General features: G+C 63.7%; 28 protein-coding genes. 16 read left to right on the plus strand and 12 right to left on the minus strand.

Annotated features, from left to right (window positions below):
- Positions 1-31: 31 nt before the first annotated feature.
- Together DEM27_RS01780 and DEM27_RS01785 are read right to left on the minus strand one after the other, a co-directional pair.
- Positions 32-724 (minus strand): L,D-transpeptidase, encoded by a 693-nt coding sequence (locus tag DEM27_RS01780; RefSeq protein ID WP_165823324.1) that lies wholly within the window; start codon positions 722-724, stop codon positions 32-34.
- Positions 725-864: 140 nt separating this feature from the next.
- Positions 865-1,632, minus strand: a complete 768-nt coding sequence (locus DEM27_RS01785; protein ID WP_109456462.1) for a L,D-transpeptidase — start codon at positions 1,630-1,632, stop codon at positions 865-867.
- Between the two features lie 212 nt (positions 1,633-1,844).
- Here DEM27_RS01785 and DEM27_RS01790 point away from each other — a divergent pair, with 212 nt between their 5' ends.
- Positions 1,845-2,474: a DNA-3-methyladenine glycosylase I gene (locus DEM27_RS01790; protein WP_109456463.1), complete on the plus strand. Its 630-nt coding sequence runs from the start codon at positions 1,845-1,847 to the stop codon at positions 2,472-2,474.
- Positions 2,471-2,911 carry a hypothetical protein gene (locus tag DEM27_RS01795; RefSeq protein ID WP_109456464.1) on the plus strand — a complete coding sequence of 147 codons (441 nt, stop codon included), beginning with the start codon at positions 2,471-2,473 and terminating at the stop codon, positions 2,909-2,911. Before DEM27_RS01790 ends, DEM27_RS01795 begins: the two co-directional genes overlap by 4 nt.
- Before the next feature lie 55 nt (positions 2,912-2,966).
- On the opposite strand, the gene DEM27_RS01800 is transcribed toward DEM27_RS01795, so the two are convergent.
- The 4 genes from DEM27_RS01800 to relB all read right to left on the minus strand — a co-directional run bounded on the left by DEM27_RS01800 (position 2,967) and on the right by relB (position 5,085).
- A complete protein-coding gene (locus tag DEM27_RS01800) occupies positions 2,967-3,671 on the minus strand; it encodes an HAD family hydrolase (RefSeq protein ID WP_109456465.1) in 705 nt (234 codons plus the stop codon).
- A gap of 165 nt (positions 3,672-3,836) precedes the next feature.
- Positions 3,837-4,595, minus strand: a complete 759-nt coding sequence (locus tag DEM27_RS01805; protein ID WP_109456466.1) for a hypothetical protein — start codon at positions 4,593-4,595, stop codon at positions 3,837-3,839.
- A gap of 3 nt (positions 4,596-4,598) precedes the next feature.
- Positions 4,599-4,868: a type II toxin-antitoxin system RelE family toxin gene (locus tag DEM27_RS01810; protein ID WP_109456467.1), complete on the minus strand. Its 270-nt coding sequence runs from the start codon at positions 4,866-4,868 to the stop codon at positions 4,599-4,601.
- A complete protein-coding gene (relB, locus tag DEM27_RS01815; RefSeq protein ID WP_109456468.1) occupies positions 4,852-5,085 on the minus strand; it encodes a type II toxin-antitoxin system RelB family antitoxin in 234 nt (77 codons plus the stop codon). Before relB ends, DEM27_RS01810 begins: the two co-directional genes overlap by 17 nt.
- Before the next feature lie 127 nt (positions 5,086-5,212).
- On the opposite strand from relB, the gene hisS reads away from it, so the two are divergent.
- The 3 genes from hisS to hisG are packed head-to-tail and all read left to right on the plus strand — an operon-like array spanning position 5,213 to position 8,589.
- A complete protein-coding gene (hisS, locus tag DEM27_RS01820; protein ID WP_109456469.1) occupies positions 5,213-6,736 on the plus strand; it encodes a histidine--tRNA ligase in 1,524 nt (507 codons plus the stop codon).
- A gap of 42 nt (positions 6,737-6,778) precedes the next feature.
- Positions 6,779-7,894 carry an ATP phosphoribosyltransferase regulatory subunit gene (locus DEM27_RS01825; protein WP_109456470.1) on the plus strand — a complete coding sequence of 372 codons (1,116 nt, stop codon included), beginning with the start codon at positions 6,779-6,781 and terminating at the stop codon, positions 7,892-7,894.
- Entirely contained in the window at positions 7,894-8,589 is a 696-nt protein-coding gene (gene hisG, locus DEM27_RS01830; RefSeq protein ID WP_109456471.1) for an ATP phosphoribosyltransferase, read from the plus strand. The genes DEM27_RS01825 and hisG overlap by 1 nt, the downstream gene beginning before the upstream one ends.
- A 78-nt stretch (positions 8,590-8,667) precedes the next feature.
- On the opposite strand, the gene DEM27_RS01835 is transcribed toward hisG, so the two are convergent.
- Positions 8,668-9,114 (minus strand): DoxX family protein, encoded by a 447-nt coding sequence (locus DEM27_RS01835; protein WP_109456472.1) that lies wholly within the window; start codon positions 9,112-9,114, stop codon positions 8,668-8,670.
- Between the two features lie 299 nt (positions 9,115-9,413).
- On the opposite strand from DEM27_RS01835, the gene DEM27_RS01840 reads away from it, so the two are divergent.
- Positions 9,414-10,121, plus strand: a complete 708-nt coding sequence (locus DEM27_RS01840; protein WP_109456473.1) for a glutathione binding-like protein — start codon at positions 9,414-9,416, stop codon at positions 10,119-10,121.
- Between the two features lie 29 nt (positions 10,122-10,150).
- Here the strand turns inward: DEM27_RS01840 and DEM27_RS01845 are convergent, their stop codons facing one another.
- Positions 10,151-10,591 (minus strand): hypothetical protein, encoded by a 441-nt coding sequence (locus tag DEM27_RS01845; RefSeq protein WP_205908860.1) that lies wholly within the window; start codon positions 10,589-10,591, stop codon positions 10,151-10,153.
- Positions 10,592-10,873: 282 nt separating this feature from the next.
- On the opposite strand from DEM27_RS01845, the gene DEM27_RS33830 reads away from it, so the two are divergent.
- Positions 10,874-11,038 (plus strand): hypothetical protein, encoded by a 165-nt coding sequence (locus DEM27_RS33830; RefSeq protein WP_165823325.1) that lies wholly within the window; start codon positions 10,874-10,876, stop codon positions 11,036-11,038.
- Between the two features lie 56 nt (positions 11,039-11,094).
- Here the strand turns inward: DEM27_RS33830 and groL are convergent, their stop codons facing one another.
- Together groL and groES are read right to left on the minus strand one after the other, a co-directional pair.
- Positions 11,095-12,735, minus strand: a complete 1,641-nt coding sequence (gene groL, locus DEM27_RS01850) for a chaperonin GroEL (RefSeq protein ID WP_109456475.1) — start codon at positions 12,733-12,735, stop codon at positions 11,095-11,097.
- A gap of 62 nt (positions 12,736-12,797) precedes the next feature.
- Positions 12,798-13,091, minus strand: a complete 294-nt coding sequence (gene groES / locus DEM27_RS01855) for a co-chaperone GroES (RefSeq protein ID WP_109456476.1) — start codon at positions 13,089-13,091, stop codon at positions 12,798-12,800.
- Positions 13,092-13,261: 170 nt separating this feature from the next.
- On the opposite strand from groES, the gene chrA reads away from it, so the two are divergent.
- From chrA to DEM27_RS01885, 6 genes are all read left to right on the plus strand, one after another.
- Positions 13,262-14,635, plus strand: coding sequence for a chromate efflux transporter (gene chrA / locus DEM27_RS01860; RefSeq protein ID WP_109456477.1), 1,374 nt, complete (start codon positions 13,262-13,264; stop codon positions 14,633-14,635).
- A 92-nt stretch (positions 14,636-14,727) separates the two neighbouring features.
- Complete coding sequence (locus DEM27_RS01865) at positions 14,728-15,579, plus strand: TIGR01459 family HAD-type hydrolase (RefSeq protein WP_109456478.1); 852 nt, start codon at positions 14,728-14,730, stop codon at positions 15,577-15,579.
- Between the two features lie 25 nt (positions 15,580-15,604).
- On the plus strand, positions 15,605-16,585 hold the full coding sequence (locus DEM27_RS01870; protein ID WP_109456479.1) for a bifunctional riboflavin kinase/FAD synthetase: 981 nt from the start codon (positions 15,605-15,607) through the stop codon (positions 16,583-16,585).
- A gap of 264 nt (positions 16,586-16,849) precedes the next feature.
- Positions 16,850-19,756 carry an isoleucine--tRNA ligase gene (gene ileS / locus DEM27_RS01875; protein WP_109456909.1) on the plus strand — a complete coding sequence of 969 codons (2,907 nt, stop codon included), beginning with the start codon at positions 16,850-16,852 and terminating at the stop codon, positions 19,754-19,756.
- 145 nt (positions 19,757-19,901) lie between these two features.
- A complete protein-coding gene (locus DEM27_RS01880) occupies positions 19,902-20,522 on the plus strand; it encodes a hypothetical protein (RefSeq protein WP_109456480.1) in 621 nt (206 codons plus the stop codon).
- A 72-nt stretch (positions 20,523-20,594) separates the two neighbouring features.
- The gene (locus DEM27_RS01885) at positions 20,595-21,104 is read left to right on the plus strand and encodes a GNAT family N-acetyltransferase (protein WP_109456481.1); all 510 of its coding nucleotides are present in this window, start codon (positions 20,595-20,597) and stop codon (positions 21,102-21,104) included.
- Between the two features lie 28 nt (positions 21,105-21,132).
- Here DEM27_RS01885 and DEM27_RS01890 read toward each other — a convergent pair whose 3' ends face one another.
- Positions 21,133-21,591: a nucleoside deaminase gene (locus DEM27_RS01890; protein WP_109456482.1), complete on the minus strand. Its 459-nt coding sequence runs from the start codon at positions 21,589-21,591 to the stop codon at positions 21,133-21,135.
- A gap of 67 nt (positions 21,592-21,658) precedes the next feature.
- On the opposite strand from DEM27_RS01890, the gene DEM27_RS01895 reads away from it, so the two are divergent.
- Genes DEM27_RS01895 through DEM27_RS01905 form a run of 3 tightly spaced genes read left to right on the plus strand, consistent with a single transcriptional unit; the run spans position 21,659 to position 25,173 of the window.
- On the plus strand, positions 21,659-23,725 hold the full coding sequence (locus tag DEM27_RS01895) for a pseudouridine synthase (RefSeq protein ID WP_109456483.1): 2,067 nt from the start codon (positions 21,659-21,661) through the stop codon (positions 23,723-23,725).
- Entirely contained in the window at positions 23,706-24,266 is a 561-nt protein-coding gene (rsmD, locus tag DEM27_RS01900) for a 16S rRNA (guanine(966)-N(2))-methyltransferase RsmD (protein ID WP_109456484.1), read from the plus strand. The genes DEM27_RS01895 and rsmD overlap by 20 nt, the downstream gene beginning before the upstream one ends.
- Positions 24,267-24,285: 19 nt before the next feature.
- The gene (locus tag DEM27_RS01905; protein WP_109456485.1) at positions 24,286-25,173 is read left to right on the plus strand and encodes a patatin-like phospholipase family protein; all 888 of its coding nucleotides are present in this window, start codon (positions 24,286-24,288) and stop codon (positions 25,171-25,173) included.
- Between the two features lie 4 nt (positions 25,174-25,177).
- Here the strand turns inward: DEM27_RS01905 and DEM27_RS01910 are convergent, their stop codons facing one another.
- Complete coding sequence (locus DEM27_RS01910; RefSeq protein WP_109456486.1) at positions 25,178-26,983, minus strand: monovalent cation:proton antiporter-2 (CPA2) family protein; 1,806 nt, start codon at positions 26,981-26,983, stop codon at positions 25,178-25,180.

The raw sequence follows: 26,983 nt of genomic DNA on the forward strand, positions 1-26,983 counted from the left end.
CCCGCTTTGGGAAGATCGTGAAATGGCGGTATCAGCCGCCGAACATGGTGCGCAGGACGTCGATGCCCCGATCCTCGAAGGCGACCTTGCCCTGGCGGTTGCCGGGGCCGACGACGATGACCTTGGTGCCGACGCCGGCGCGGTCGTAGAGATGCTCCACGTCCTTGTTCATCATGCGGATGCAACCGGACGACATGTTCTGGCCGATCGTCCACGGCTGGTTGGTGCCGTGGATGCGGAAGATCGTGTCGCGGCCGCCCTGATAGAGATACATGGCGCGGGCGCCGAGCGGATTGTCGACGCCGCCTTCCTGGAAGGCCGGGATCTTGCGGCCCTTGCGGGCTTCGCGGGCGATCATTTCTTTTGGCGGCACCCAATCCGGCCATTCCGCCTTGCGGCCGATCTTGACGATGCCCGACCAGCCGAAGCCGTCGCGGCCGACGCCGACGCCGTAACGGGTCGCGCGGTTGTTGCCTTCGACATAATAGAGATACTTGTTGTTGGTATCGATGATGATGGTGCCGGCCTTCTCGTCGGTCACCAGCCGCACCTTCTTGCGCCGGTAGGCGGCGGATACCTGCTTGTTCTGCACGGCGATCTCGACGACGTCGGAGCGCTGCGCGACGGCCGGAGCGGTGAGATTGAATGCTTGGGCGGGCGGCACGGCAATGATGCCGGCCATCGTGATCGTCACTGCCGCAAGCAGCTTCGAATATCTTGCCATGTTCTTATCCCCTCGGTGATCAAATCCATACGGCACGCTACTTGAGTGGTCTTGCATGTTGCAAGACACGCGCCTGGCAATAAAGCATAAGTGAACGAATGGCCGGCGCTGTTCCCCAAGAAACAGGCCGGCCGTTGCCGTTACATCACGATGACGCGGGTTCCGACGTCCACCCGGTCGTAAAGATCGACGACATCCTCGTTGCGCATGCGGATGCAGCCGGAGGAAACGGCGTAACCGATCGTCCAGGGCGCATTGGTGCCGTGGATGCGGTAGAGCGTCGAGCCGAGATACATGGCGCGGGCACCGAGCGGGTTGGCCGAACCGCCTTCCATGGTGGCCGGCAGGTAGTGGCCCTTGGCGGCCTCGCGGTCGATCATTTCCTTCGGCGGCGTCCAGCTCGGCCATTCCGCCTTGCGGGTGATCTTGTGGGCGCCGGCCCATTCGAAGCCCGGCTTGCCGACGCCGACGCCGTAGCGCCGCGCCTGGCCGTTGCCGAGCACGAGATAGAGGAAGCGGTTGTTGGTATCGATGACGATCGTGCCGGCCTTGTGGTCGCCGGGATATTCGACCATCTGCGGCAGGTACATCGGATCGAGCTTGCTCTTGATCGGTTTTTCGGCGCGCGTCACCGCCACCTGCTGCACATCCCGCTGCTGCAGGTCCTGTGTCTGGAACAGGCCGCGGCGGACGACGCGGCGCTGGTAGACCTGCGGCTGGGTGAGCACCCGGCGGGAGGAATAGACCCGCGGCTGCACGGCGCCGCCGAGCTGCATCAGCCAGGGCGCGCTGAGGTCGGCGCTGACGATGACCGGCGGCCGCTCGCGGTAGCGGCCGTCACGGGCTTCGGCAACGGTGGACAAGGCAAGCACGAGGCTTGCCGCCAAAAGAAAAGGTTTTTTCAACATCGGGTGGACTCGCTACATTTCACCGGGTTTAACTGGGGCGCTCAGGGGCGTCTTGGCAGCGATCGTCGCACCGGGCCGCCAGCGAATGGTAAACAACGGTTCATTCGAATGCGAAGGGTGCGATAAACCTTTCGTCAGGGTTACCGCCCGGTTCGCAAAGACGGTAAGCAAGTGGTAAAGCCGCCACGGCGGCCAGGGAAGAGCAGGCGAGAATGACCGCAGAAGGCATCATCATCGGCAATGACGGCCGCCATACGTGCTCCTGGCACGGTGGTCTGGACGATTACCGGCGCTACCATGACGAGGAATGGGGCAGGCCGGTGACCGACGATATCAGGCTGTTCGAGAAGATCTGCCTGGAAGGGTTCCAATCCGGCCTCTCCTGGCTGACGATCCTGCGCAAGCGAGACAATTTCCGCCGGGCCTTCGCCGGTTTCGATTTCGCCGTCGTCGCCGGTTTCGGCGAAGCGGAGATCGACCGCTGCCTTGCCGATGCCGGCATCATCCGTCACCGCGGCAAGATCGTCTCGACGATCAACAATGCCCGGCGCGCGCTCGACCTGCAGGCGGAGTTCGGCTCGCTTGCCCGGTATTTCTGGAGTTTCGAGCCGGGCGGAAGCGAGCGGCCCGGCATGGTGACGCGGGCGGTGGTGATGGCCAATCCGACGACGCCGACCTCCGTGCGCCTGTCGAAGGACCTGAAAAAGCGCGGCTGGACGTTTGTCGGCCCCACCACCATCTATGCCTTCATGCAGGCCATGGGTATGGTAAACGACCATGTCGAGGGTTGTTATTGTCGGGCCGAGGTTGAGGCGATGCGCGAGGTGCTGGAGCGGCCATGAAGAGATTTCCGGGTTCGGCGTGGCTTGCCGCCGTTTTGTTTCTTCTCTTCGGCATGATCGGCCCGGCTCTGGCCGATCCGCCTCACCCCAATCTCTACAAGGGCGAAAAGCTGGTGCCCATCGAGCCGCCCGTCGGCAAGCCGCTGGAACTCAGCGGCTGGACCCGTGATGGCCGCAGCCACGTCTATTCGCTGCACGTCAAGCGCGGCCAGACGGTGGGGATCAATTTCTGGACGCCGAGCCGGTTCACCTATCTGGTAATGTTCGACGTCTCCAGGCCCGACGACGAGGCGTTTTATTCCAGCGACGAGGACGGCAACATCAAGAGCCTGCCGGTTGCCAATAATACCACCTGGCTGATCCGGCCCTATTATTCGCGCGTTTCGCCGCGCCGCGGCCTCGGTGCGCCCTACAAGGTGGTCATCGGTATCAAATAAAGCAATTCCAGTAAAAGTGCGCAGCGGTTTTGCGTCCGGAATTGCGTGAAACGCTCTATCCGATCGTCTCGATGATCGAGTGCAACTCGCCGAGATGGGCGATCTGCCGGAAGCGCGGCGCCTCCACCGGCGGTTCGACATGTTCGAGCACCCAGGTCAGCTCGTGCGGCACGAAGATGCCGTAGCTGCCGGCGGCGATTGCCGGCACGATGTCGGATTTCAGCGAATTGCCGACCATCATCGCCCGCTCCGGCCCGTCGGCGAGCTTGGAGAAGATACGGCGATAGGTGACCGCCGTCTTGTCGCTGACGATCTCCACCGCATCGAAATAATCGCCGAGGCCGGATTGGGCGAGCTTGCGCTCCTGGTCGAAAAGATCGCCCTTGGTGATCATCACCAGGAAGTAGCGGCCGGCCAAAGCCTCCAGCGTCTCGTGCACATGCGGCAGGGATTCGACGGGATGGCGCAGCAGGTCGCGACCGATGTCGAGGATCTGGGCGATGACGCCGGCCGGCACGCGCCCCTCGGTCACCTCGACCGCCGTCTCCACCATCGACAGGGTAAACCCCTTGATGCCGAAGCCGTAATGGCTGAGGTTGCGTTTTTCCGCATCCAGCAGCCGCGCCGAAATATGCGTCTCATCGGCGAAATCAGCAAGCAGGCTGGCGAAATGCCGCTCCGTCAGGCGGTAGAACTGCTCGTTCTGCCACAGGGTGTCGTCTGCATCGAAGCCGATGGCGGTCACTTGCCGGGTGCTCATTGGGTCTTCCTCCATGGCGGCTGCCGCGCCTCGCATCCCATAGCACATCTTGCCGGCATGTGCAGGGGACTTGCGAATAAGGCATGCAAAAACAAAAGCCTACGAAAAGGCACAGCAGTTTTACCCCGTCTGGTCATATGAGAAAACCGTGACCGAAAGGTGGCCTCAGCGCCGCACGGCGACCACCGTGTGCACCACCTGGTAATCGGCGCTTTCTTCCCCGACCGGAATGACCGGCCACGTCCATGTATCGTCGGCGGGCGGCATGCCGGCCCCATGCATCAGGTCGACGCTGTCATGCTGCTTGCCGTTGATGTCGATGACATCGAGGCGGATGTCGGTGAGGAGGCATGTCCGGCATCCGAGCGTCGCCAGGCCGTCGAGATGGCCGGCGATCAGCCGCGGCACCGTATCCTCCGGCATGCCGCTTTCGCCGGCCTCCATCCTGCGGCGCGCGCCGATGCCGATCTGCGACAGCAGGTTGGCGGAAACGACGAGATCGAGATAGGGCACGCCGCGCAGGAAGCCGAGCGCATCCGGGTTGCTGCCGGCGGCTAGATCGTCCCAGCCGGAAAGATCACGCTCGATCAGCCGCACGTTGCGGTATCGCCGCCGCATCAGCCTGAGCCGTACCGAGGCGAGATGCACCAGATCGACCAGCACCACCGTATCGAAGCTGCGGCAGAGATCGTCGATCGGTACGTCGCGCAACAGGCCGGAGCCGAGCACGACGGCGGTCCGCCGCTGGCGCAGATCGGCGATCGCCGCGCGGATTGCCGCCTTGCTGTTGTCCTCGTGCCCGGCCCAGTCCCGCGCGCAACGATTGGCCCGCGACCAGAGGCTGACCGAATAGCGGACGAAGCGCCGGAAGGGTTTGGCGGTGAGGGGACGGGTGGCGAGGTAATTGAGGGCTTCGAGGATCATGAATTATCGGTAGATTTCGCGGCGATGGCCGATCTCAACGACCAGCACTACCAGTTTTTGATCCTGGATGTCGCAGATGATGCGGTAGTCGCCGACGCGATAGCGCCAGAGGTGGTTGAATTTCTGCCCCTCGAGCGCGCGACCGAGTTGACGCGGATTGTCGATGGGCTTGATTCTTGTGTGGAGAAAATCTCGAATGCGGGCTGCTTCCGTCTTTCCGATCTTCTGCAGATTTTTTATGGCCTTGTCGTCGAAATCAATCGTCCAGGCCAAGTTCGCGCTCCATGTCTTGCCACGAGTAGGTACGGCTTTCGCCGCGCTCGCGCGCTTCGAGCACTTTTTCCGCCTTTTTCAGAAAGTAGGCGTCTTCAAGCCGTTCTTCGATGAGTTCGAGAAGGTAGGAATTCGGTTCCGTGCCCGCCTCTGCTGCGTACTGGAGCACCAAACGATGCATTTCTTCCGGCATTTCGATGGTGACGCGCTTGTTCATGGTCGGGCCTCTTCGTCTGGCTGCCAATATAACATCCGCACGCCCTGCCTGCCAGCCTTCGCCCTTGCCGCCCAAGCCCCGATCCTCTAAGAAATCGCCACAAATTGACGATGGACGGACCCGCATCATGAATGACAAGTCGAAGAAACCGCAAAAGCTGAAAGCCCGTCTGCCCCGGGGTTTCGTCGACCGTTCCGCCGCCGATATCCGCGCCGTCAACGAGATGACCGCCAAGATCCGCGAGGTCTACGAACGGTATGGCTTCGATCCGGTCGAAACGCCTCTCTTCGAATACACCGATGCACTCGGAAAATTCCTGCCCGACAGCGACCGTCCGAACGAAGGCGTCTTCTCGCTGCAGGATGACGACGAGCAGTGGATGAGCCTGCGTTACGACCTGACGGCGCCGCTCGCCCGGCATGTCGCCGAAAATTTCAACGAGATCCAGCTGCCTTACCGCACTTATCGCGCCGGTTATGTCTTCCGCAACGAAAAGCCGGGTCCGGGCCGTTTCCGCCAGTTCATGCAGTTCGACGCCGACAGCGTCGGTGCGCCCGGCGTGCAGTCGGATGCGGAAATGTGCATGATGATGGCCGATACGATGGAAGCGCTCGGCATAAAGCGCGGCGACTACGTCATCCGCGTCAACAACCGCAAGGTGCTCGACGGCGTCCTGGAGGCGATCGGCCTTGGCGGCGAGGACAAGGCTGCCCAACGGCTCAACGTGCTGCGCGCCATCGACAAGCTCGACAAGTTCGGTCCGGAAGGCGTGACGCTGCTGCTCGGCCCGGGCCGCAAGGACGAATCCGGCGACTTCACCAAGGGCGCCGGCCTCGATGCCGAGCAGATCCGCAAGGTGCTGTTCTTCGTCGGCATCAGGGACTATGCGCAGAGTGCCGCCGAACTGGCCGAACTCGTCGCCGGCACGTCCAAGGGTGGCGAAGGCGTCGAGGAACTGAACCTCATCGGAGGCCTGGTGACGAGCGCCGGTTACGGCCCCGACCGCATCAAGATCGATCCCTCCGTCGTGCGCGGCCTCGAATACTACACCGGCCCGGTCTACGAGGCCGAACTGCTGTTCGACGTCACCAACGAGAAGGGCGAAAAGGTCGTCTTCGGTTCCGTCGGCGGCGGCGGGCGGTATGACGGCCTCGTGTCGCGCTTCATGGGCCAGCCGGTGCCGGCAACGGGTTTTTCCATCGGCGTCTCGCGGCTGATGACGGCGCTGAAGAACCTCGGCAAGCTCGGGCAGGACGATGTGATCGCCCCGGTCCTCGTCACCGTCATGGATGGCGATGTCGAGAGCATGGGCCGCTACCAGCGTTTCACGCAGGCGTTGCGTGCCGCCGGTGTCCGCGCCGAGATGTACCAGGGCAACTGGAAGAAATTCGGCAACCAGCTGAAATATGCCGACCGCCGCGGTTCGCCCATTGCCATCATCCAGGGCGGCGACGAGCGCGCCGAGGGCGTGGTTCAGATCAAGGACCTGATCGAAGGCAAGCGCCTCTCCGGCGAAATCGAGGACAATGCCGCCTGGCGCGAGGCCCGTGTGGCGCAGGAAACGGTGCCGGAAGCGGATCTGGTCGCCAAGGTTCTGGAGATTCTGGCGGCCCAGGCCGAGGACCGGCTGCAGGCGGTCCGCAATGCTTGAGGTCGCGCCGAGGTTGGCCGGCAGCGCAGGAGGAGAAACCCGATGCCGCTGATCAACATGCCGGATTTCGCGGCAAAACTGCTCGACGATTTTGCCGCCCGCGGCGCGCTGCGCATCGATACGCCGGTCATCCAGCCGGCCGCCCCCTTTCTCGACATGGCGGGCGAGGATCTGCGCCGCCGCATCTTCCTCACCGAAAGCGAAACCGGCGAAAGCCTGTGCCTCAGGCCGGAATTCACCATTCCCGTCTGCCTTCGCCATATCGAAAGCGCCACCGGCACGCCGCGGCGCTATTGTTACCTCGGTGAAGTCTTCCGCCAGCGGCGTGACGGCGAGAACGAATTCTATCAGGCGGGCATCGAGGACCTCGGCGAAACCGCCATCGCCGCTGCCGATGCGCGCGCCGTCAACGATGCCGTGCAGATCATCGCCGGCTTGCTGCCCGGCCGGCCGCTGGCCGTGACGCTCGGCGACCAGGCGGTGTTTGAGGCGGTGGTGCGTGCGCTCGGCCTTCCCGGCGGCTGGCAGAAGCGCCTGATCCAGGCCTTCGGCAACACGGCGCAGATCGAACAGATCCTGCTGCGGCTTGCCTCGCCGCAGCCGGTCACCGGCTTTGCCCCTGATCTCGCCACCCTGCTGGGCGGCGACGAGGCGGCGCTGATCGAGCATATCGACCGCACCATGCAGGAAACGGGCTATTCCACCAATGCCAGCCGCTCGCCGCGCGAAATCGCCACCCGGCTGAAGGAAAAGCTGTCGCTTGCCGAAACAAGGCTGGATGGCACCGCGCTCTTGCTGTTGTGCGAATTCCTGTCGCTGGAACTGCCGCTCGGCGAGGCCTCGGCAGCGCTTGCCGGTTTTGCCGACGCGGCAGGCCTTTCGCTGAAAGGTGCATTGGCCGGCTTCGAGGAGCGGGTGGCGGCGCTGGCCGATCTCGGCATCGACCTGTCGCGCATCACCTACCGCGCCGCCTTCGGCCGGCCGCTCGATTATTACACCGGCCTGGTCTTCGAAGTGACGCGGGCGGGGGACGGCGCGGTGCTCGCCGGCGGCGGCCGTTTCGACCGGCTGCTGACGCTGCTCGGCGCCCGCGAGGACATCCCGGCGGTCGGCTTCTCCTTGTGGCTCGACCGCATCGAACAAGCGAGGGCGCGCTGATGACCATCACCATCGCCTTGCCGTCCAAGGGGCGGATGAAGGAGGACGCGGCGGCGATCTTCGAACGCGCCGGCCTGCCGATCGTCGCCGTCGGCAACGAGCGTTCCTATCGTGGCCGCGTCGAAGGCTGGGACGATATCGAGATCGCCTTCCTGTCCGCCTCCGAAATCTCCCGCGAGATCGGCAATGGCAGCGTCGATTTCGGCGTCACCGGCGAAGATCTGGTGCGTGAAGGGCTTGCCGAGGCAGACCGGCGGATGGAGATTGCCGCCCGTCTGGGTTTCGGCCATGCGGATGTCGTCGTCGCCGTGCCGGAGATCTGGCTCGATGTCGACAGCATGGCCGATCTCGGCGACGTCGCCGCCGATTTCCGCGCCCGGCATGGCCGGCGCCTGGCGATCGCCACGAAATACTGGCGGCTGACCCAGCAATTCTTTTCCGGCAGCCACGGCATCCAGCTTTATCGCATCGTCGAAAGCCTCGGTGCCACGGAAGGCGCGCCGGCCTCCGGTTCGGCCGATATCATCGTCGACATCACCTCCACCGGCTCGACGCTCAAGGCCAACCACCTGAAGGTGCTGCCGGACGGCGTCATCCTCAAATCCGAGGCCTGCCTGGTGCGGGCGCGAAAGCAGGCCCATGAGGGCGATCAGCGGATCGGCCGGATCATCGAGGCGATCCGCGGCGCGCTCTGAGACGGCTTACACATCGACAATGCAAAAACCCGCCGGCTCGTACCGGCGGGTTTTGGCATCCTGGGGAGGAAGCAAGGATCAGGCGTTGACCGTGACACCGCTGCGGCGGGCGTCGATCGAGTAGGCGCCTGCGCCGACCGTGGCGAGCAGGATGTAAGCACCGGCCAGCGTGAAATTCTTCATCAGCATGATCTGGTTCAGGGCGGTCAGCCAGCCGTTGGCGGCAGCCGGGAAATCAGGAACGTTGATGGCGGCGCTGTGGAAGGCAAGGCCGGTGAACACGCAGAACAGCGCGAGCAGCCAGCCGACGATGCGGGTCTGGAAGCCGACGAGCACGGCAAGGCCGGTGACGAGTTCGAAGAGACCGGCGAGATAGGCGAGCACGTTTGCCGCCGGCATGCCGGCGCCGGCGATCATGCCGGCCGTGCCGCTCGGATCGGTCAGCTTGCCGAAGCCGGCATAGATGAACATGAAGGAAAGCAGAATGCGGGCGAGAAGGATGAGTGCGCTGTTGGGATTGGACATTTCGGGCTCCTGTGGCCGGCCCTGTCTGGTCAGGACCGCCGGTTGAATTTCGTGGCTCTTATGTGCCTGCTTTCTGTCGTCTTTGATAGATAAACGAACCTGGACATATCGTTCACAATTTGACGACAATCTGGCCGCCGACGGGAAGGTGCCGCCTTCGCCATCATTCTCCGCGATATGACGAATATCAATTCCGGCCGCAGGTTTCCCGCCTTGTCGCTCACGTTAAATCGATCAATCGCCTCTTTCGCCGGTGCCGGGCGGGCGATATGAAAGAGCCGCCCGATCAGGAGAACCGAATGGCCGACTTGTCCAATTTCCCCATCACCAACCGCTGGCCCGCCCGCAACCCGGATGTCATCCAGCTCTATTCGCTGGCGACGCCGAACGGCGTAAAAATTTCCATTGCGCTCGAAGAACTGGGGCTGCCTTACGAAGCCCACCTCATCTCGTTCGATACCGTCGACCAGAAGTCGCCGGAATTCGTCTCGCTCAATCCGAACGGCCGCATCCCGGCGATCATCGATCCCAACGGCCCCGATGGCAAGCCGATCGGCCTGTTCGAATCCGGCGCGATTCTCATCTATCTCGCCGAGAAGACCGGCAAACTCATCCCTGCCGATGCCGCCGGCCGCTATGAGACGATTGCCTGGGTGATGTTTCAGATGGGTGGCGTCGGGCCGATGTTCGGCCAGTTCGGCCATTTCTTCAAATATGCCGCCGCCAAGGTTGCCAACAATTCCTATCCGGTGGAGCGTTACCGCGACGAAGCCAAGCGCCTGCTGGGCGTGCTGGAAGAGCGTCTCGCCTCCCGCCAGTGGATCATGGGCGACGAATACACCATTGCCGATATTGCCACCTTCCCCTGGGTGCGTGGCGTCGATGTCTTCTACGGCGGCAAGGATGTGCTCGAGCTGGAAAAATTCCCCGCCGTCATGGACTGGGTGGAGCGTGCCTATGCCCGTCCGGCCAGCCAGAAGGGATGGAAGGTCCCGTCAAAGGACTGATCCTTCCAATCGTCTCGGCCGCCAGTCCGTTACTGGTGGCCGACGAGATGGACGTGCGGGTCGAGCTTGAAGCGCGGATAGAGGAAAACCCCGATGAAGCGCCCGGTCTGTTGCCCGTCGAGCCCGGCCGATTCGCCGATGCAGAAGACAGGCTGGCGGGCTGCTGCTTTCGGCTGGATGGTGCTGGAATAACAGAAGGCCGAACAATTGGTCGCCGCCTGCTCGAAAAGCTCCAGGATCCGCAGCTGGTCGTGCGTCTCGTAACAGCGCAGCAGGTTCAGCAGGCCGCACTCGGATTGACTGATTCCATGCATCGCCATGGAATGGGGGCCGAGGGAGACGATGCCGCTTTCCAGGTCCGCCGTCCAGCCTTCGCTGATGCAGAGCTGGTGAAGAAGTTCAGGGTTCGATTCCCCCAAAGAATCCTGCGCAAAGGGCGCGGTAATATTGGTCCTGGCAATCTTGAACAAAAGTATTCCCCAGTCCGAAAATAATGCATGCCTGCGCATGCCTTGCATTACATTTCAATCCAAATAACGCGTAACGATCGGGTGTGTAGAATCGGGCGAAAATCGACTTCGATTCCGTTGTATTCGGTCAAGTAAGCTTGGCGTAAAAGATAAGGCTGTACACGTCGGTGCACGCGATACGCGTCACAGGGCGATGGCAATGCTCCTCCACGCTCAGCCCTGTGCATCCGAGGCAGCACTTATAGTTTCTTTTGTGTAAACGGCAACGGTTTTTTGCACGCAATGGAACTGCTGAAAAAAGCATCGCGCGATGACCATGAGTTTGCGCAAAAAGAAAGGGGCGATCCGAAGACCGCCCCTTCCGAACTGAACCGTATGGCTCAGATGCAAGACATCAAAGTCTTACATCATGTCCATGCCGCCTGTTCAGCGCGCTTGGCGCGCTGAACCACTCTTGGCGCATGGCGAAGCCTGATGGCCACGCTCCGATAGGCTTTCGCCTATCACATCATGTCCATGCCGCCCATGCCGCCCATGCCGCCAGGCATGCCGCCCGGTGCATCCTTCTTCGGCAGTTCGGCGATCATGGCTTCCGTCGTGATCAGCAGCGAAGCAACCGAAGCTGCGTTCTGCAGGGCCGTGCGGACAACCTTGAGCGGGTCGACGATGCCCATGGCGATCATGTCGCCATATTCGGACGTCTGGGCGTTGTAGCCGTAGTTGTCTTCGTTCTTGTCGAGAACCTTGCCGACAACGATCGAAGCTTCGTCGCCTGCGTTTTCAGCGATCTGGCGAACCAGAGCCTGCAGGGCGCGGCGAACGATGTTGATGCCGGCTTCCTGGTCGTCGTTGGCACCCTTTGCAGCGATCTTCGTGGAAGAACGCAGCAGAGCGATACCGCCGCCGGGAACGATGCCTTCCTGAACGGCAGCGCGCGTCGCGTTGAGGGCGTCGTCGATGCGGTCCTTCTTTTCCTTGACTTCGACTTCCGTCGAGCCGCCGACGCGGATGACGGCAACGCCGCCAGCGAGCTTGGCAAGGCGTTCCTGCAGCTTCTCGCGGTCGTAGTCGGAGGTGGTTTCTTCGATCTGGGCCTTGATCTGCGCGACGCGGCCTTCGATGTCCGACTTCTGGCCGGCACCGTCGACGATCGTCGTGTTTTCCTTGGAGATCGAGACCTTCTTCGAGCGGCCGAGCATGTCGAGGGTGACATTTTCGAGCTTGATGCCGAGGTCTTCGGAGATGACAGTGCCGCCCGTCAGGATGGCGATGTCTTCGAGCATGGCCTTGCGGCGATCGCCGAAGCCCGGAGCCTTGACGGCAGCGATCTTCAGACCGCCACGCAGCTTGTTGACGACGAGGGTCGCAAGCGCTTCGCCTTCGACGTCTTCAGCGATGATGAGGAGCGGCTTGCCGGTCTGGACGACGGCTTCGAGAACCGGAAGCATGGCCTGCAGGTTCGAGAGCTTCTTCTCGTGGAGGAGAATGAAAGCGTCTTCGAGGTCGGCGACCATCTTTTCGGCGTTGGTGACGAAGTAGGGGCTAAGGTAGCCGCGGTCGAACTGCATGCCTTCGACGACTTCTAGTTCGGTTTCGGCGGTCTTGGCTTCTTCAACCGTGATGACGCCTTCGTTGCCGACCTTCTGCATGGCTTCAGCGATGTCGAGACCGACCTGCTTGTCGCCGTTTGCGGAGATCGTGCCGACCTGCGCGACTTCTTCCGAGGTCGAGATCTTCTTGGCCTTGGCCTGGAGATCCTTGACGACGTCGGCAACGGCGAGATCGATACCGCGCTTCAGGTCCATCGGGTTCATGCCGGCTGCAACGGCCTTGTTGCCTTCGCGGACGATGGCCTGGGCAAGAACGGTTGCAGTCGTGGTGCCGTCGCCGGCGATGTCGTTGGTCTTCGAAGCGACTTCGCGGACCATCTGGGCGCCCATGTTTTCGAACTTGTCGTCCAGTTCGATTTCCTTGGCGACCGAAACGCCGTCCTTGGTGATGCGCGGAGCGCCGAAGGACTTGTCGATGATGACGTTGCGGCCCTTCGGGCCGAGCGTGACCTTCACGGCGTCAGCGAGAATGTCGACGCCGCGCAGCATCTTTTCGCGCGCTGTGCGGCCGAACTTGATTTCTTTAGCTGCCATTTTGAGAACTCCCGGGCTTCACGCCCATTTGTCGTTTAAAGATGGAAAGGGTGAAGGCCTGATCAGCCGATGATGCCCATGATGTCGGCTTCCTTCATGATCAGAAGGTCTTCGCCGTTGAGCTTGACTTCGGTGCCGGACCACTTGCCGAACAGGACGCGGTCGCCGGCCTTGACGTCGAGCGGAACGACCTTGCCGGACTCGTCGCGGGCGCCGGAGCCGACGGCGACGATTTCGCCTTCCTGCGGCTTTTCCTTGGCGGTATCCGGAATGATGATGCCGCCCTTGGTCTTGGCTTCGGATTCAACGCGACGAACGACGACGCGGTCGTGCAGCGGACGGAAATTGGTTGTCATTGTCTAATCCCTCGATCAAATGACTTGAGCGGATTGCGAGGCGATCCGCCGGATGGCTGTTAGCACTCCACTTTGCTGAGTGCCAGCGACGTTTGAGATAAGGATCGGCGCGAAACGAGTCAAGGATGCGCCTTCTAAAAACTTTCAGAAAATATGATTAGCAATGCGGCATGAACTCTCGAATCGAAAACGAACGTGTCCTCGATCCGCCGCAAACGCCCTCTTTCAGGGAATTGGTCACGGTGTTCGCCCGTATCGGGCTCCTGAGCTTTGGCGGCCCGGCCGGCCAGATCGCGCTGATGCATCGTACCCTCGTCGATGAGAAATGCTGGATCTCGGAGGAGCGTTTCTTGCATGCGCTGAACTACTGCATGTTGCTGCCAGGCCCCGAGGCGCAGCAGCTCGCCACCTATGTCGGCTGGCTCATGCACCGCACCCGCGGCGGGCTTGCGGCGGGGCTGCTGTTCATCCTGCCGGGTCTCCTGGTCATTCTCGGCCTGTCCGTTGCCTATGCCCTCTTCCACGAGGCCGGCTGGTTGCGTGGCCTGTTCTTCGGGCTCAAGGCCGCGGTGCTGGCCATCGTCATCGAGGCGGTGATCCGTGTCGGCAGGCGGGCGCTGAAGCATCGCCTGCATTATGCGATCTGTTGCCTCTCTTTCCTGGCGCTGTTCGTTTTCAACATTCCGTTTCCGGTGGTGATCCTCGCCGCTGCCATGGCCGGTTTGATCGCCGGCCGTTATTCCACTTTTTCCGCCACGCCGGCCAGGAGCGAAATCCTGCCCGGCCCGCCGACATCCCTGCGCCGGACGCTGCTGACGCTCGTTGCCTGGGTGCTCGTCTGGCAGGCGCCGTTTCTGCTGATCTTTGCGCTTGCCGGCGGCGGCGTGGACAATGTCTTTGCGGCGCTGTTCGGCTTCTTCTCGCAAATGGCGATGGTAACCTTCGGCGGTGCCTACGCCGTGTTGAGTTATGTCGCGCAGATGGCGTCAGGACATTACGGCTGGCTGAACCCGGGCGAGATGCTGGACGGCCTGGCGCTCGCCGAAACCACGCCGGGACCGCTGGTGCTGGTGCTCTGTTTCGTCGGCTTCATCGCCGCGTTCCGCAATCCGCTCGGCCTCGATCCGGTACTGGCGGGGCTTATCGGCGGCGCGCTGGCGGCCTGGGCGACTTTTGCGCCGAGCTTTCTCTGGATCTTTGTCGGCGCGCCCTATGTCGAGCGCCTGCGCGCCAACCGTGCCGTTGCCAATGCACTGTCGGCGATCACTGCGGCGGTCACCGGCGTCATCCTCAACCTGGCGCTCTGGTTCGGCCTGCATGTGCTGTTCGGCGAGGTCGGACGGCTGACGCTTTTGTCCTATCCGGGCGAAGGCGGGCCGGCGCCGCTCGCTTCGCTTCCCCGGCCGGTGTGGACGAGCATCGACGGGCTGGCGCTGGCCCTGTCGATTCTCTCCGCCGTCTTGGTCGTGCGCTTTCGCCTCGGCGTGGCGGCGGTGCTTCTGATCGCCGCCGCGGCCGGCTGGATCGTCCAGGCGGCGCTTTGAAGGTTTTTGGAAGCACTGCAGTAAATTTCCTTGCCATCGTGCTGTTCCTTTGCGATGTCACCCCTTGATTTCGAAGAAAGCCGGGGTTTCGCATGGCCGAACGCATCCACAGTCTGCAGGACATCATCGGGCAATATGATGTCGTGCTCTGCGATGTCTGGGGCGTGGTGCATAACGGCATCGATCCGTTCCCGCTGGCCTGCGAGGCGCTGCTGGCGGCCCGGCGGTCGGGTGTCACCGTCGTGCTGATCACCAATTCGCCGCGGCCTTCCGCCGGTGTCGTGTCGCAATTCAAGGCGATCGGCGTCGGCGAGGAAACCTATGACCGGATCGTCACTTCCGGCGACGTCACCCGCGAGCTGATCGCCAGCCAGGGTCCCAAGAAGGTCTTCCTGCTTGGCCCGGAGCGCGACCTGCCGCTGCTGGAAGGCCTCGACGTCACCCGCGTCGACAGCGAGGACGCCGAGATCATCCTCTGTTCCGGCCTGTTCCGCGACGAGGAGGAAAACCCCGAAGATTACCGCGACATGCTGGCGGCGCTGCAGGCCCGCAACCTGCAGATGATCTGCGCCAATCCCGACCTGGTGGTCGAGCGCGGCACGAAGATGATATATTGCGCCGGTTCTCTCGCCGCGCTCTACCGCGAACTCGGCGGCGAGACGCTGATCGCCGGCAAGCCTTTCTCGCCGATCTACGATGCCTGTCTCGCCAAGGCTGAAGTCATGCGCGGCGCATTTTCCCGCGACCGCGTGCTCGCCATCGGCGACGGCATGCCGACCGACGTGCGCGGCGCCATCAACCAGGACCTCGACCTGCTTTACATCAGCGGCGGCATCCATGCCGGCGAATACGTCCGCGACGGCGCGACGGACGAGGCGGCACTCTCGGCCTTCTTGACGCGCAACGCGGCGGCGCCGAAATGGTGGATGCCGAAGCTGGCATGATTTTTCTGCAGACAGGTATGATGCGATGACCGTTTTCCACCGCAATGAAGCGAAAGAGCCCCTGCCGCAGCGGCTGAAGGGCGGCGTGCTTGCCATCGGCAATTTCGACGGCGTGCATCGCGGCCATCAATCGGTGCTGAACCGGGCGCTGGAAATCGCCGGAGATCGCAAGCTGCCGGCGCTTGTGCTGACCTTCGAGCCGCATCCGCGTACCGTCTTCAAGCCGGAAACCCCGGTCTTCCGGCTGACGCCGGCGCCGCTGAAGGCGCGGCTGCTGGAGGGCATGGGTTTCCATTCGGTGATCGAATATCCGTTCACCCGCGAATTCTCGCAGCGCTCGGCCGACGAATTCGTCTCCTCGGTGCTGATGGACTGGATCGGCGCCTCGGAAGTGGTGACCGGCTTCGATTTCCACTTCGGCCGCAACCGCGAAGGCGGGCCGGCCTTCCTGATGGAGGCGGGCAGCCGCAACGGCTTCGGCGTCACCCTGGTCGATGCCTTCCGTGACGAAAACGCCGAGGTGATTTCTTCCAGCCGCATCCGCAGCCTGCTGACCGAAGGCGCCGTGGCGGAAGCCGCCGGTCTGTTCGGCTACCGCTACACGGTGGAGGCCGAAGTCATCAAGGGCAGGCAGCTTGGCCGCACGCTCGGTTATCCCACCGCCAACATGTCGCTGCCGCCGGAGGTGACGTTGCGCCCCGGCATCTACGCCGTGCGCTTTCGCCGCGCCTGCGGCACCATCCATGACGGCGTGGCGAGTTTCGGCTACCGCCCGACGGTGACCGAAGACGGCGCGGCCCTGCTCGAAACCTTCCTCTTCGACTATTCCGGCGATCTCTACGGCCAGATCTGCGCCGTCTCCTTCTTCGGCCACCTGCGCGACGAACTGAAGTTCGACGGGCTGGACGCGCTGGTCGTGCAGATGAAGAAGGACGAGGCCGAGGCCCGCGCCCTGCTCGCCGGCGTCCGGCCGATCGGCGCGGTGGATGCGACGATCGCGTTTTGAGAAGAGCAACGGCAATGTCCATTCCGATCGCCGGCCTCCGCTTTACCTCTTCCTTTCCGCCGCAAAAACGCTTACACAACCCGCCGACATGACCCGATTTCGGCAGATCATAGCACTACGAATTATCGGCCCGGCCTCCCGCGCGCGCTAAGAGCTGCCGGAAGGTCCGGGTTTTTGGCGCTTTTGCGAGCGCCCTCCGTCACCGATATTCCCCTGTTTCTCCTGCGCCCGCTCCCTGTGGCGCGAAAGACGATGGCACGGACCATGACCGATACCGCTGAAAAGATCGACTATTCCAAGACGCTTTACCTGCCCGAAACCGAATTCCCGATGCGCGCCGGCCTGCCGCAGAAGGAGCCGGAAATGGTGGCCCGCTGGCAGTCCATGGGCCTCTACAAGCAACTGCGCGCCTCTGCCGCCGGCCGCGAAAAATTCGTGCTGCACGATGGCCCGCCCTATGCCAACGGCAACATCCATATCGGCCACGCGCTGAACAAGATCCTCAAGGATGTCATCACCCGCTCGTTCCAGATGCGCGGCTATGATTCCAACTACGTTCCGGGTTGGGATTGCCACGGCCTGCCGATCGAATGGAAGATCGAGGAAAAATACCGCGAGAAGGGCAAGAACAAGGACGAGGTTCCGGTCAACGAATTCCGCCAGGAATGCCGCGAATTCGCCGCCGGCTGGATCAAGGTGCAGTCGGAGGAGTTCAAGCGCCTCGGCATCGAGGGCGACTTCGACAATCCCTACACGACGATGAACTTCCATTCGGAAGCCCGCATCGCCGGTGAACTCTTGAAGATCGCCAAGTCCGGCCAGCTCTATCGCGGCTCGAAGCCGATCATGTGGTCGGTGGTCGAGCGCACGGCGCTTGCCGAAGCCGAAGTCGAGTACCAGGACTACGAAAGCGACATGATCTGGGTGAAGTTCCCGGTCGTCGAAGGCCCGGAAGCCTTCGCGGGCGCATTCGTCGTCATCTGGACGACCACGCCCTGGACGATCCCCGGCAACCGCGCCATCGCCTTCTCCTCGCGTTACGGCTACGGCCTTTACGAGGTCACCGCCGCCGAGAACGACTTCGGCCCGCAGCCGGGCGAGAAGCTGATCTTCGCCCGTCGTCTTGCGGAAGAATGCGCCGCCAAGGCCAAGGTGACGCTCAACCTCGTGCGCGAGATCGAAGGCACCGAGCTCGGCGCCATCCTTTGCGCCCACCCGCTCGCTTCCCTCGGCTACGATTTCAAGGTGCCGCTGCTCGACGGCGACCATGTCACCGACGATGCCGGTACGGGTTTCGTGCATACCGCCCCCAGCCACGGCCGTGAAGACTTCGATGCCTGGATGGCCAATGCCCGCGCTCTCGATGCCCGCGGCATCTCGACGAAGATCCCGTTCACTGTCGATGACGCCGGTTTCTACACAGCGGATGCGCCCGGCTTCGGTCCGGAGTCCGAAGGCGGCGCCGCGCGCGTCATCGACGACAAGGGCAAGAAGGGCGATGCCAATGATCGCGTCATCAAGGCGCTTATCGCCGCCGGCAACCTGTTCGCCCGCGGACGGTTGAAGCACACCTATCCGCACAGCTGGCGTTCCAAGAAACCGGTGATCTTCCGCAACACGCCGCAGTGGTTCGTCTACATGGACAAGGTGCTGGCCGACGGCACGACGCTGCGTTCGCGCGCCCTCAAGGCGATCGACGACACCCGTTTCGTGCCCGCCGCCGGCCAGAACCGCCTGCGCGCCATGATCGAAAGCCGCCCGGACTGGGTTCTTTCCCGTCAAAGAGCCTGGGGCGTGCCGATCTGCGTCTTCGTTGATGAGAAGGGCGAGATCCTGCAGGACGAGGCGGTCAATGCCCGCATCCTCGAAGCCTTCGAGAAGGAAGGCGCCGATGCCTGGTTCACCGAGGGTGCCAAGGAGCGTTTCCTCGGCAACGGCCACGACCATGAGAAGTGGACGCAGGTGCGCGACATTCTCGACGTCTGGTTCGACTCGGGTTCGACCCACAGCTTCACGCTGGAAGATCGCCCCGACCTGAAATGGCCGGCCGACGTCTACCTCGAAGGCTCCGACCAGCATCGCGGCTGGTTCCATTCCTCGCTGCTGGAATCGGCGGCGACGCGTGGCCGCGCGCCCTACGACGCCGTCATCACCCATGGCTTCACCATGGACGAGAAGGGCGAGAAGATGTCGAAGTCGAAAGGCAACGTCGTCTCGCCGCAGGAGGTGATGAAGGATGCCGGCGCCGATATCCTGCGCCTCTGGGTCATGACCACCGATTATTGGGACGACCAGCGCCTTGGCAAGGCGATCCTCCAGACCAACATCGACGCCTACCGCAAGCTGCGCAACACGGTGCGCTGGATGCTCGGCACGCTCGCCCACGACAAGGGCGAGGAGATCGCCTATGCCGACATGCCGCAGCTCGAAAAGCTGATGCTGCATCGCCTGTCGCAGCTCGACCAGCTGGTGCGCGAATCCTACGACGCCTTCGACTTCAAGCGCATCACCCGCGCGCTGATCGATTTCTCGAATGTCGAGCTTTCGGCCTTCTACTTCGATATCCGCAAGGATGCGCTTTATTGCGACGCGCCGTCGAGCCTGCGCCGGCGTGCCGCACTTGCGGCGATCCGCAAGATCTTCGATTGCCTGGTGACCTGGCTTTCGCCGATGCTGCCCTTCACCATGGAAGAGGCATGGCTGTCGCGCAATCCGGCCGCCGTCTCGGTGCATCTCGAACAGTTCCCGGTCATTCCCGCCGAATGGCGCAACGATGCGCTGGAAGCGAAATGGGAAAAGGTCCGCGAGGTCCGCAAGGTCGTCACCGGCGCCCTGGAAATCGAGCGCAAGGACAAGCGTATCGGCTCGTCGCTGGAAGCCGCACCCGTCGTCCATATCGCCGATGCCGAGCTTCTGGCGGCGCTGGAAGGCCAGGATTTCGAGGAAATCTGCATCACCTCGGGCATCTCCATCGTCTCCGGCGAAGGCCCGGCCGATGCTTTCCGTCTGCCTGAAGTGGCGGGCGTCAGCGTCGAGCCGAAGCTTGCCGAAGGCGTCAAATGCGCCCGTTCCTGGCGCATCACCACCGATGTCGGCACCGACCCGGCCTATCCGGATGTGTCGGCGCGCGATGCCGCGGCGCTAAGGGAACTGGGCGTATTGCCTGCATAAACTCTGCCGGATGAATTGCGCTTTGGCGGTTCATCCGGTAAAGCTGCCTGAAAATGGCCGGATTTTTCAGGCAATCGCATGGTTAAAGGGCGATGAAATGGGGATGCCGGCACTATAAAGCACCGGCATGGCTGGAAGGGTACGCATGAAGATCACGCACGAGTTTCGAGTAGCCGCCGGCATGGTTGCGCTTGTCGGCGCCTGCCTGTCGCTGTCCAGTTGCATGAGCAGCCCAACCTACGGCACCGACAAGACGGCGGCGGAGCAGTTGATCACCGACCTCGGTGACGCCACGGCCCTGACGACGAAGAAGGACAGGAACCTCAAATATTCGCCGCGTCCAGGCCTTGTCCTTCCAGGTGAATCCAACAAGCTGGCCTTGGTCGAGCCGCAGGAATCGCTGGCCGGCAAGAACAACCCGCAATGGGTGGAATCGCCGGAAGAAACCCGCAAGCGCCTGGTTGACGATGCCGAACTCAACAAGAACAAGCCGCATTACCGCTCGCCGCTGGCGCTGACCGGCGCCAATGCCCGCAGCCTGAACACCGACGAGCAACTGGCCACCTATCGCGCCGCCCGCGCCGAACAGAAGAGCGCCTATAGCGACCGCCGCTACCTGAGCGATCCGCCGACGGAATATCGCGCCGTGTCCGACCAGGCCGCCCTCGACGATCTCGGCGAGCCCGAGCGCAAGAAGGAAAAGCGGCGCAAGAAAGAAGCCGCGGCGGAGAAGCAGAGCAGCCGCTGGTGGATGCCGTTCCAATAAATCGTTTGCCGATCGGCAAAACCAACAGAACGCGGCGCTCCGGTGTCGCGTTTTTTATGTCGGGTGGGAAACATGGATGCTGAGGTAAAGGGCAAGACCCGCAGGAATTTCACGATCCGCGAGGCGGTGGTCGAGGATTGTGCTGTCATTTTGGGTTTCATCCGCGAACTGGCGATTTACGAAAAGGCCGAACACGAGGTGGAGGCGACACCGGAAAGTATTGCCGCGTCGCTGTTCGGGCTTTCGTCGGTGACGCGCGGGCTGATCTGCGAGCATGAGGGCAGGGCGGTCGGCTTCGCGGTCTGGTTCTTCAGCTATTCCACCTGGCTGGCGAAGAACGGGCTTTATCTCGAAGATCTCTATGTCACGCCGGACTACCGCGGCTCCGGCGCCGGCAAGGTGTTGTTGAAGCGCCTGGCGAAGATCGCCGTTGACAATGGCTGCGGCCGGTTCGAATGGAGCGTGCTCGACTGGAACACGCCGGCAATCGAGGTCTACGACGCCATCGGCGCCGAACCGCAGAACGAGTGGATCCGCTATCGCATGAGCGGCGAAACGCTGAAGGCTTTTGCCGAAGGCTGAGGATCAGCCGGACCGGCCGGGCAGGCGGTCATCGCGGCTCTCTCCGCTCGTGAAAAAAGCTCCTGAGCATCACCCGTGCCTCGTTTTCGGAAAAACCTGAATAGACGTCCGGCGCGTGGTGGCAGGTCGGCTGGCGGAAGAAGCGCACGCCGTTGTCGACTGCGCCGCCCTTTTCATCCTCGGCGCCGTAATAGAGCCGCCGGATGCGGGCAAACGAGATCGCCGCGGCGCACATGGTGCAGGGTTCGAGCGTGACGTAGAGATCGGCGCCGGTCAGCCGCTCCTGTCCGAGATCGGCGGCGGCCTGACGGAGCACGAGGACCTCGGCATGGGCGGTGACGTCGTTCATCTCGCGGTTGCGGTTGCCGCTGCTGGCGATGACCGCGCCATCGAGCACCAGCACGGCACCGACCGGGATTTCGCCGCGTCCAGCTGCCGCTTTCGCCTCCTCGAGCGCGAGCGCCATGAATTGATTTGTCGGCGCCATGCAACTATTTCCTCTTAACCCCGACCGCACGACCTGATACGACAGCCAAAACCAAGGCAAACAACAAATGACATCCAAAGACAAGCCCAAGCGGGCAGCCGGCAAACCGTTCGCCGGCGACAAGAAGACCAAGGCTCCGGGCGAGGCTGCGGAAAAGAAGGCGAATGCGGCCAGATCCGCAAAGCCGAAGCCGGCCGTCGATGCGGCGCCGGAAAGCGGTCCGGACAAGCCCGAACGTATTTCAAAAATCCTCGCCCGCGCCGGCGTGGCCTCGCGCCGCGATGTCGAGCGCATGATTTCCGAAGGCCGCGTGCGGCTGAACGGCACGCTTCTGGAGACGCCCGTCGTCAACGCCACGCTGTCCGACCGCATCGAGGTCGACGGCGTGCCGATCCGCGGCATCGAGCGCACCCGCCTGTGGCTCTACCACAAGCCGGCCGGCCTGGTGACCACCAATGCCGATCCGGAAGGCCGCCCGACCGTTTTCGATAACCTGCCGGAAGGCCTGCCGCGCGTCATGTCGGTCGGCCGCCTCGACATCAACACCGAAGGCCTGCTGCTGCTGACCAATGACGGCGGCCTCTCCCGCGTGCTCGAACTGCCGGCAACCGGCTGGCTGCGCCGCTACCGTGTGCGCGCCCATGGCGACATCGACCAGGCGGCGCTCGACCGGCTGAAGGAGGGCATCGCCGTCGACGGCGTGCTCTACGGCGGCATCGACGCGACGCTCGACCGCACCCAGGGCCACAATGTCTGGATCACCATGGGTCTTCGCGAAGGCAAGAACCGCGAAATCAAGAACGTCCTCGGCGCGCTCGGTCTCGAGGTCAACCGCCTGATCCGTATTTCCTACGGCCCGTTCCAGCTCGGCGACCTGCCGGAAGGCGAGGTAATCGAGGTGCGCGGCCGCACGCTGCGCGACCAGCTCGGCCCGCGTTTGATCGAGGAAGCCAAGGCGAATTTCGACGCGCCGCTCTACGACGCACCGGCTGCCGCCGCGGCTGACGAGGAAGAGAACAACTGGAAGGCCGAAGAAAAGCCGCGCAAGGCCCCGCGCGAAAAGCCGGGCGACAAGCGCGAGCGGCTGCTCGGCCGTCTCGACACCCGCAAGGACGAAACCTTCGGCAAGGGCGAGCGCAGCCGTGGTTCCGGCGGTGAAGAGCGCCCGAAGCGCAAGCCGATGGGCCATGGCCGTACCGCCAATGTCTGGATGGCGCCCGGCGCCCGTCCGGTGGCCGAAAAATCCGAAAAGACGGCCGAAGGCGGCGAAAAGCGCGCGCCGCGCGCCCGTCCGGAAGGTGCGCCGCAGTCGAAGCGCTACGGCCGCACCAAGGACGGCCTGCCGACTCGCACCAAGACCAGTTATGATCCGGATCGCGAAAAGCGTCCGGCCGGTCGGCCCGATACCGGCCCGCGCGTCGTCGTTCAGCGCGCCGAGGAAGACAACGACTGGATCCGCGCCGACGCGCCGGCCAGCAAGCCGCGTGGGGAAGAGGGCGGTTTCGAGCGCAAGCGCTCCTTCGGTGATCGTCCGCGCGGCGAAGGCAGGCCATCCCGCGAAGGCGGCGAGCGTTCTTTTGGCGACCGCCCGGCAAAGCCGCGTGGCGAGCGCTCCGATCGTGGTGACCGTCCCTCCGGGGATCGGCCGCGTGGTGAAGGCAGGCCGGCCCGCAGCGAAGGCGGCGAGCGTCCGCGTGGACGTTCGCTCCCGGCGGAAGGTCGTGGTGATCGTCCGGCTCGTGGCGACCGACCCTTCGGCGATCGTCCGGCAAAGCCGCGCGGAGAGCGTTCCGATCGTCCCCGGGGCGAAGGCAGTGAGCGCCCGCGGTCGCGGCCGTTTGCGGCGGAAGGCCGTGAGGAGCGCCCGGCCCGTGGTGAGCGGCCTGCCGGTGACCGGCCCTTCAAGCCGCGTGGCGAACGCTTGTTCGGCGACCGGCCGGCGCGTGACGGCGCGGAGGGCGATCGGCCGAGAGGCGGCAAGCCCGCCGGCAAATCCTTCGGCGGAAAGCCGGGCGGCGCAAAATCCTTCACCGGCAAGCCGCGGGGCGACCGGCCGGATGGCGGTGGCCCGAAGGGCGGAAAACCAGGTGGCAGTCGAGGTGGGGTGAAGCGCGGTGCGGATCGTCGGCGGTGAATTCAGGGGCCGCCCGCTTGCCGTTCCGCAGTCGAATGCCATCCGGCCGACCACGGACCGCACGCGCGAAAGCCTGTTCAACATCCTGGCGCATGCCTATCCGGAAAGCCTTGACGGCACGCGGGCGCTGGACCTGTTTGCCGGCACCGGCGCCGTTGGTCTCGAAGCCGTCTCGCGCGGCTGCAAGCAGGTGCTGTTCGTCGAAAGCAGCGTCGAAGGCCGCGGCATTCTCTGGGAAAACATCGAGGCGCTCGGCCTGCACGGCCGGGCCCGCATGCTGCGCCGTGACGCCACCAAACTCGGCACGGTGGGCACGGCGGAACCGTTCGATTTCCTGTTTGCCGATCCGCCCTATGCCCAGGGGCTGGGCGAAAAGGCGTTTGCCTCCGCCCATTCCGGCGGCTGGCTTGCCGCGGGTGCTCTGTGCATCATCGAGGAGCGTGCCGACGTGACAATCGAGGCATCTTCCGTCTTCAAGCCGCTGGAAGAGCGGACGTTCGGCGATACGAAGATGCATTTTTTCCGCTACCAGCCGGATTGATCGTCAGGGGCGCGCCGCGATGCAGGACGACATAACATCCGCCGGCGCGGCGCCCCGACGGCACAGCAGCACCTCGCCCAGCATTGCGGTCGCCTTCGGCGGCGGCGGTGCACGCGGCATCGCCCATATCCATGTCATCGAAGCCCTCGACGAACTCGGCATCCGGCCGGTGATGATCGCCGGATCGTCGATCGGCGCCATCATCGGGTCAGGCATGGCCGCCGGCATGCGCGGCCGGGAGATCGCCGATTATACGCTGGCGACCATCGGCCAGCCGAAAACCGTCGCCAACAAGCTGTGGAGCCTCAGGCCTGTCACCGTCCGGTCCGCCATGACCGGCGGTTTGCGCCTCGGCCAGTTCAATCTCGAACGCATTCTCAAGGCCTTTCTGCCGCCGGCCATTCCGAACGATTTTTCGCAGCTGCAGATCCCGTTCAAGGTGTCCGCCACCGATTATTACGGCCAGGCCGAACTGGTGATCGAAACCGGTGAACTTTACCCGGCGCTCGCCGCCTCGGCCGCCATCCCGGCGCTGTTCATGCCGGTGCGCATCGGTGAGCGGATCATGATCGACGGCGGCATCTTCAACGCCGTGCCCTACGAACACCTGCTCGGCCATGCCGATATCGTCATCGGCGTCGATGTCGTCGGCGCGCCGGAAGGCGACGGCAGCCACATGCCCAACCGCATCGACAGCCTGTTCGGCGCCGGCCAGTTGATGATGCAGGCCAACATCGCCATGAAACTCCGGCTGCAGCCGGCGCATATTTTCCTGCGCCCGGCCGTCAACCGCTTCCGTGTTCTCGATTTCCTCAAGGCACGCGATATCCTGACGGAATCCGTCGGCATCAAGGATGATTTGAAGCGGGCGCTGGACCGCGAATTCGAAGTTTTCGCCCGCGCATAGCGGATCAGCCGCTCTCGTTCGCGACGGGTTCGGCCATGTCGTCGTATTCTTCGACCGTCCGCTTCGGCTTGAGCAGCGGCTCCGGCTTGACCGGGCGCGAGTACAGCATGTGCCGGCCGGCCTGCAGGCCTTCCGCCGCCTGCAGCACCAGCCGCTCCTCGTCGCGCCGGCGGATGTCGTCGCCGATCGACGTCGCGTCGTCCTCCCCCAGGCCCAACGCCTCCAGCGCCCGGCGGCCGAACAGCAGGCCGGACTCCAGGGTTTCGCGCAATTCGTATTCGATGCCCTGTTCGCGCAGCGCCAGCGTGTGGATACGGTCGTAGGAGCGCACGAACAGCCGCGCCTGGGGAAATTCGGCGCGCACCAGTTCGACGATGCGGTCGGTGACCTGCCGGTTGTGGGTACAGATGGCGATGATCTTCGCCCGTTCGATGCCGGAGGAGATGAGCACATCCTTGCGGGTGCCGTCGCCGAAATAGATGCGGAAGCCGAAGCTCGCCGCTTGGCGGATGCGATCGGCGGAATAATCGATGACGGTCACGTCGCGCCCGCCGGCCAGCAGGATCTGCGCGGCGATCTGGCCGAAACGGGAAAAGCCGATCATCAGCACGTCGGAGCCGGCGCCGTCGAAATCCTCTTCCAGTTCCTCGTGCCCTTCCTCCTTCAGGAGCCGCCGCGACAGGGAGGCGCCGATCGGCGTCAGCGCCATCGACAGGGTGACGATGGCGACCAGCAGCGACGCCGTGCCCGAGGACATCAGTCCGTGGGCGGCGGCGGTGGTGAACAGCACGAAACCGAACTCGCCGCCCTGCGGCAGCAGGAAAGCGATGCGGATCGCGTCATTGTGGCCCGAGCCGGTGGCCCGGCAGACGAGATAGACGACGGTTGCCTTCAAGGCCATCGTCAGCGGTACGGCGACGAGGATCAGCGTTATGTTGGCCAGCAGCACCTTGAGGTCGAGCGACAGGCCGACGGCGATGAAGAACATCGCGAGCAGGATGCCGCGGAAGGGCTCGATATCGGCCTCCAGCTCGTGCCGGTAGGAGGATTCCGCCAGCATGACGCCGGCGAGGAAGGCGCCCATGGCCATGGAAAGGCCGACCGCCTGCATCAGCGAGGCAGCCCCCATGACCACCAGCAGGGCGGCGGCGATCATCACCTCGCGGGCGCCGGTGCGGGCGATCACCTGGAACAGCCGCGGCAGCAGGTAGCGTCCGGCGAGCACCATCACCGCCACGGCGGCGACGGCGATGAACAGGTCGCGGATCGGATCGCCCATTTCGCCGTCCGGTCCGTCGAGCACCGTTATCAGCGCCAGAAGCGGCACGATCGCCAGGTCCTGCAAAAGCAGGATACAGAAGGACAGCTGGCCGTAGCGCGTATTGGTATCGCCGGCCTCGCCGAGGATCTGCAGCGCGAAGGCCGTCGAAGACAGCGCCAGCCCGAAGCCGGCGATCAGCCCGCCGCGCCAGTCGACGACGCCGCTCAAGGTGGCGGCGGCCGACAGCACCAGCCCGGTCACCAGCACCTGGGCGGAGCCGAGGCCGAAGATGTCACGCCGGAGCTGCCACAGCCGCGACGGCTTGAGTTCGAGGCCGATGATGAACAGCAGGAAGACGATGCCGAGTTCGGCGACGTGCAGGATGTTGTCGGCATCGGTGATCACCTGCAGCGCCGGGCCGATCACCACGCCGGCGAACAGGTAACCGAGCACGGTGCCGAGGCCGAGCTTCTTGAAGATCGGCGCGGCGACCACCGCGCCGCCGAGCAGGAGAAGCGCCTCGGAGAAAAGGGAAGTCGGCTCGGACAT

It is taken from the genome of Rhizobium album (assembly GCF_003122325.1).
Classification (GTDB): Bacteria; Pseudomonadota; Alphaproteobacteria; order Rhizobiales; family Rhizobiaceae; genus Metarhizobium; species Metarhizobium album.

Bases quoted from the DNA above. Each gene is read 5' to 3' on its own strand.
- DEM27_RS01785 (WP_109456462.1), bottom strand. From the start codon at position 1,632: ATGTTGAAAAAACCTTTTCTTTTGGCGGCAAGCCTCGTGCTTGCCTTG.
- hisG (WP_109456471.1), top strand. From the start codon at position 7,894: ATGACCATCACCATCGCCTTGCCGTCCAAGGGGCGGATGAAGGAGGAC.
- DEM27_RS01790 (WP_109456463.1), top strand. From the start codon at position 1,845: ATGACCGCAGAAGGCATCATCATCGGCAATGACGGCCGCCATACGTGC.
- DEM27_RS01795 (WP_109456464.1), top strand. From the start codon at position 2,471: ATGAAGAGATTTCCGGGTTCGGCGTGGCTTGCCGCCGTTTTGTTTCTT.
- DEM27_RS01825 (WP_109456470.1), top strand. From the start codon at position 6,779: ATGCCGCTGATCAACATGCCGGATTTCGCGGCAAAACTGCTCGACGAT.
- DEM27_RS01910 (WP_109456486.1), bottom strand. From the start codon at position 26,983: ATGTCCGAGCCGACTTCCCTTTTCTCCGAGGCGCTTCTCCTGCTCGGC.
- DEM27_RS01835 (WP_109456472.1), bottom strand. From the start codon at position 9,114: ATGTCCAATCCCAACAGCGCACTCATCCTTCTCGCCCGCATTCTGCTT.
- DEM27_RS01895 (WP_109456483.1), top strand. From the start codon at position 21,659: ATGACATCCAAAGACAAGCCCAAGCGGGCAGCCGGCAAACCGTTCGCC.
- DEM27_RS01780 (WP_165823324.1), bottom strand. From the start codon at position 724: ATGGCAAGATATTCGAAGCTGCTTGCGGCAGTGACGATCACGATGGCC.
- DEM27_RS01800 (WP_109456465.1), bottom strand. From the start codon at position 3,671: ATGAGCACCCGGCAAGTGACCGCCATCGGCTTCGATGCAGACGACACC.
- DEM27_RS01880 (WP_109456480.1), top strand. From the start codon at position 19,902: ATGAAGATCACGCACGAGTTTCGAGTAGCCGCCGGCATGGTTGCGCTT.
- DEM27_RS01865 (WP_109456478.1), top strand. From the start codon at position 14,728: ATGGCCGAACGCATCCACAGTCTGCAGGACATCATCGGGCAATATGAT.
- DEM27_RS01890 (WP_109456482.1), bottom strand. From the start codon at position 21,591: ATGGCGCCGACAAATCAATTCATGGCGCTCGCGCTCGAGGAGGCGAAA.
- DEM27_RS01905 (WP_109456485.1), top strand. From the start codon at position 24,286: ATGCAGGACGACATAACATCCGCCGGCGCGGCGCCCCGACGGCACAGC.
- groES (WP_109456476.1), bottom strand. From the start codon at position 13,091: ATGACAACCAATTTCCGTCCGCTGCACGACCGCGTCGTCGTTCGTCGC.
- DEM27_RS01805 (WP_109456466.1), bottom strand. From the start codon at position 4,595: ATGATCCTCGAAGCCCTCAATTACCTCGCCACCCGTCCCCTCACCGCC.
- DEM27_RS01885 (WP_109456481.1), top strand. From the start codon at position 20,595: ATGGATGCTGAGGTAAAGGGCAAGACCCGCAGGAATTTCACGATCCGC.
- DEM27_RS33830 (WP_165823325.1), top strand. From the start codon at position 10,874: ATGGAACTGCTGAAAAAAGCATCGCGCGATGACCATGAGTTTGCGCAA.
- hisS (WP_109456469.1), top strand. From the start codon at position 5,213: ATGAATGACAAGTCGAAGAAACCGCAAAAGCTGAAAGCCCGTCTGCCC.
- ileS (WP_109456909.1), top strand. From the start codon at position 16,850: ATGACCGATACCGCTGAAAAGATCGACTATTCCAAGACGCTTTACCTG.
- chrA (WP_109456477.1), top strand. From the start codon at position 13,262: ATGAACTCTCGAATCGAAAACGAACGTGTCCTCGATCCGCCGCAAACG.
- relB (WP_109456468.1), bottom strand. From the start codon at position 5,085: ATGAACAAGCGCGTCACCATCGAAATGCCGGAAGAAATGCATCGTTTG.
- DEM27_RS01840 (WP_109456473.1), top strand. From the start codon at position 9,414: ATGGCCGACTTGTCCAATTTCCCCATCACCAACCGCTGGCCCGCCCGC.
- groL (WP_109456475.1), bottom strand. From the start codon at position 12,735: ATGGCAGCTAAAGAAATCAAGTTCGGCCGCACAGCGCGCGAAAAGATG.
- DEM27_RS01870 (WP_109456479.1), top strand. From the start codon at position 15,605: ATGACCGTTTTCCACCGCAATGAAGCGAAAGAGCCCCTGCCGCAGCGG.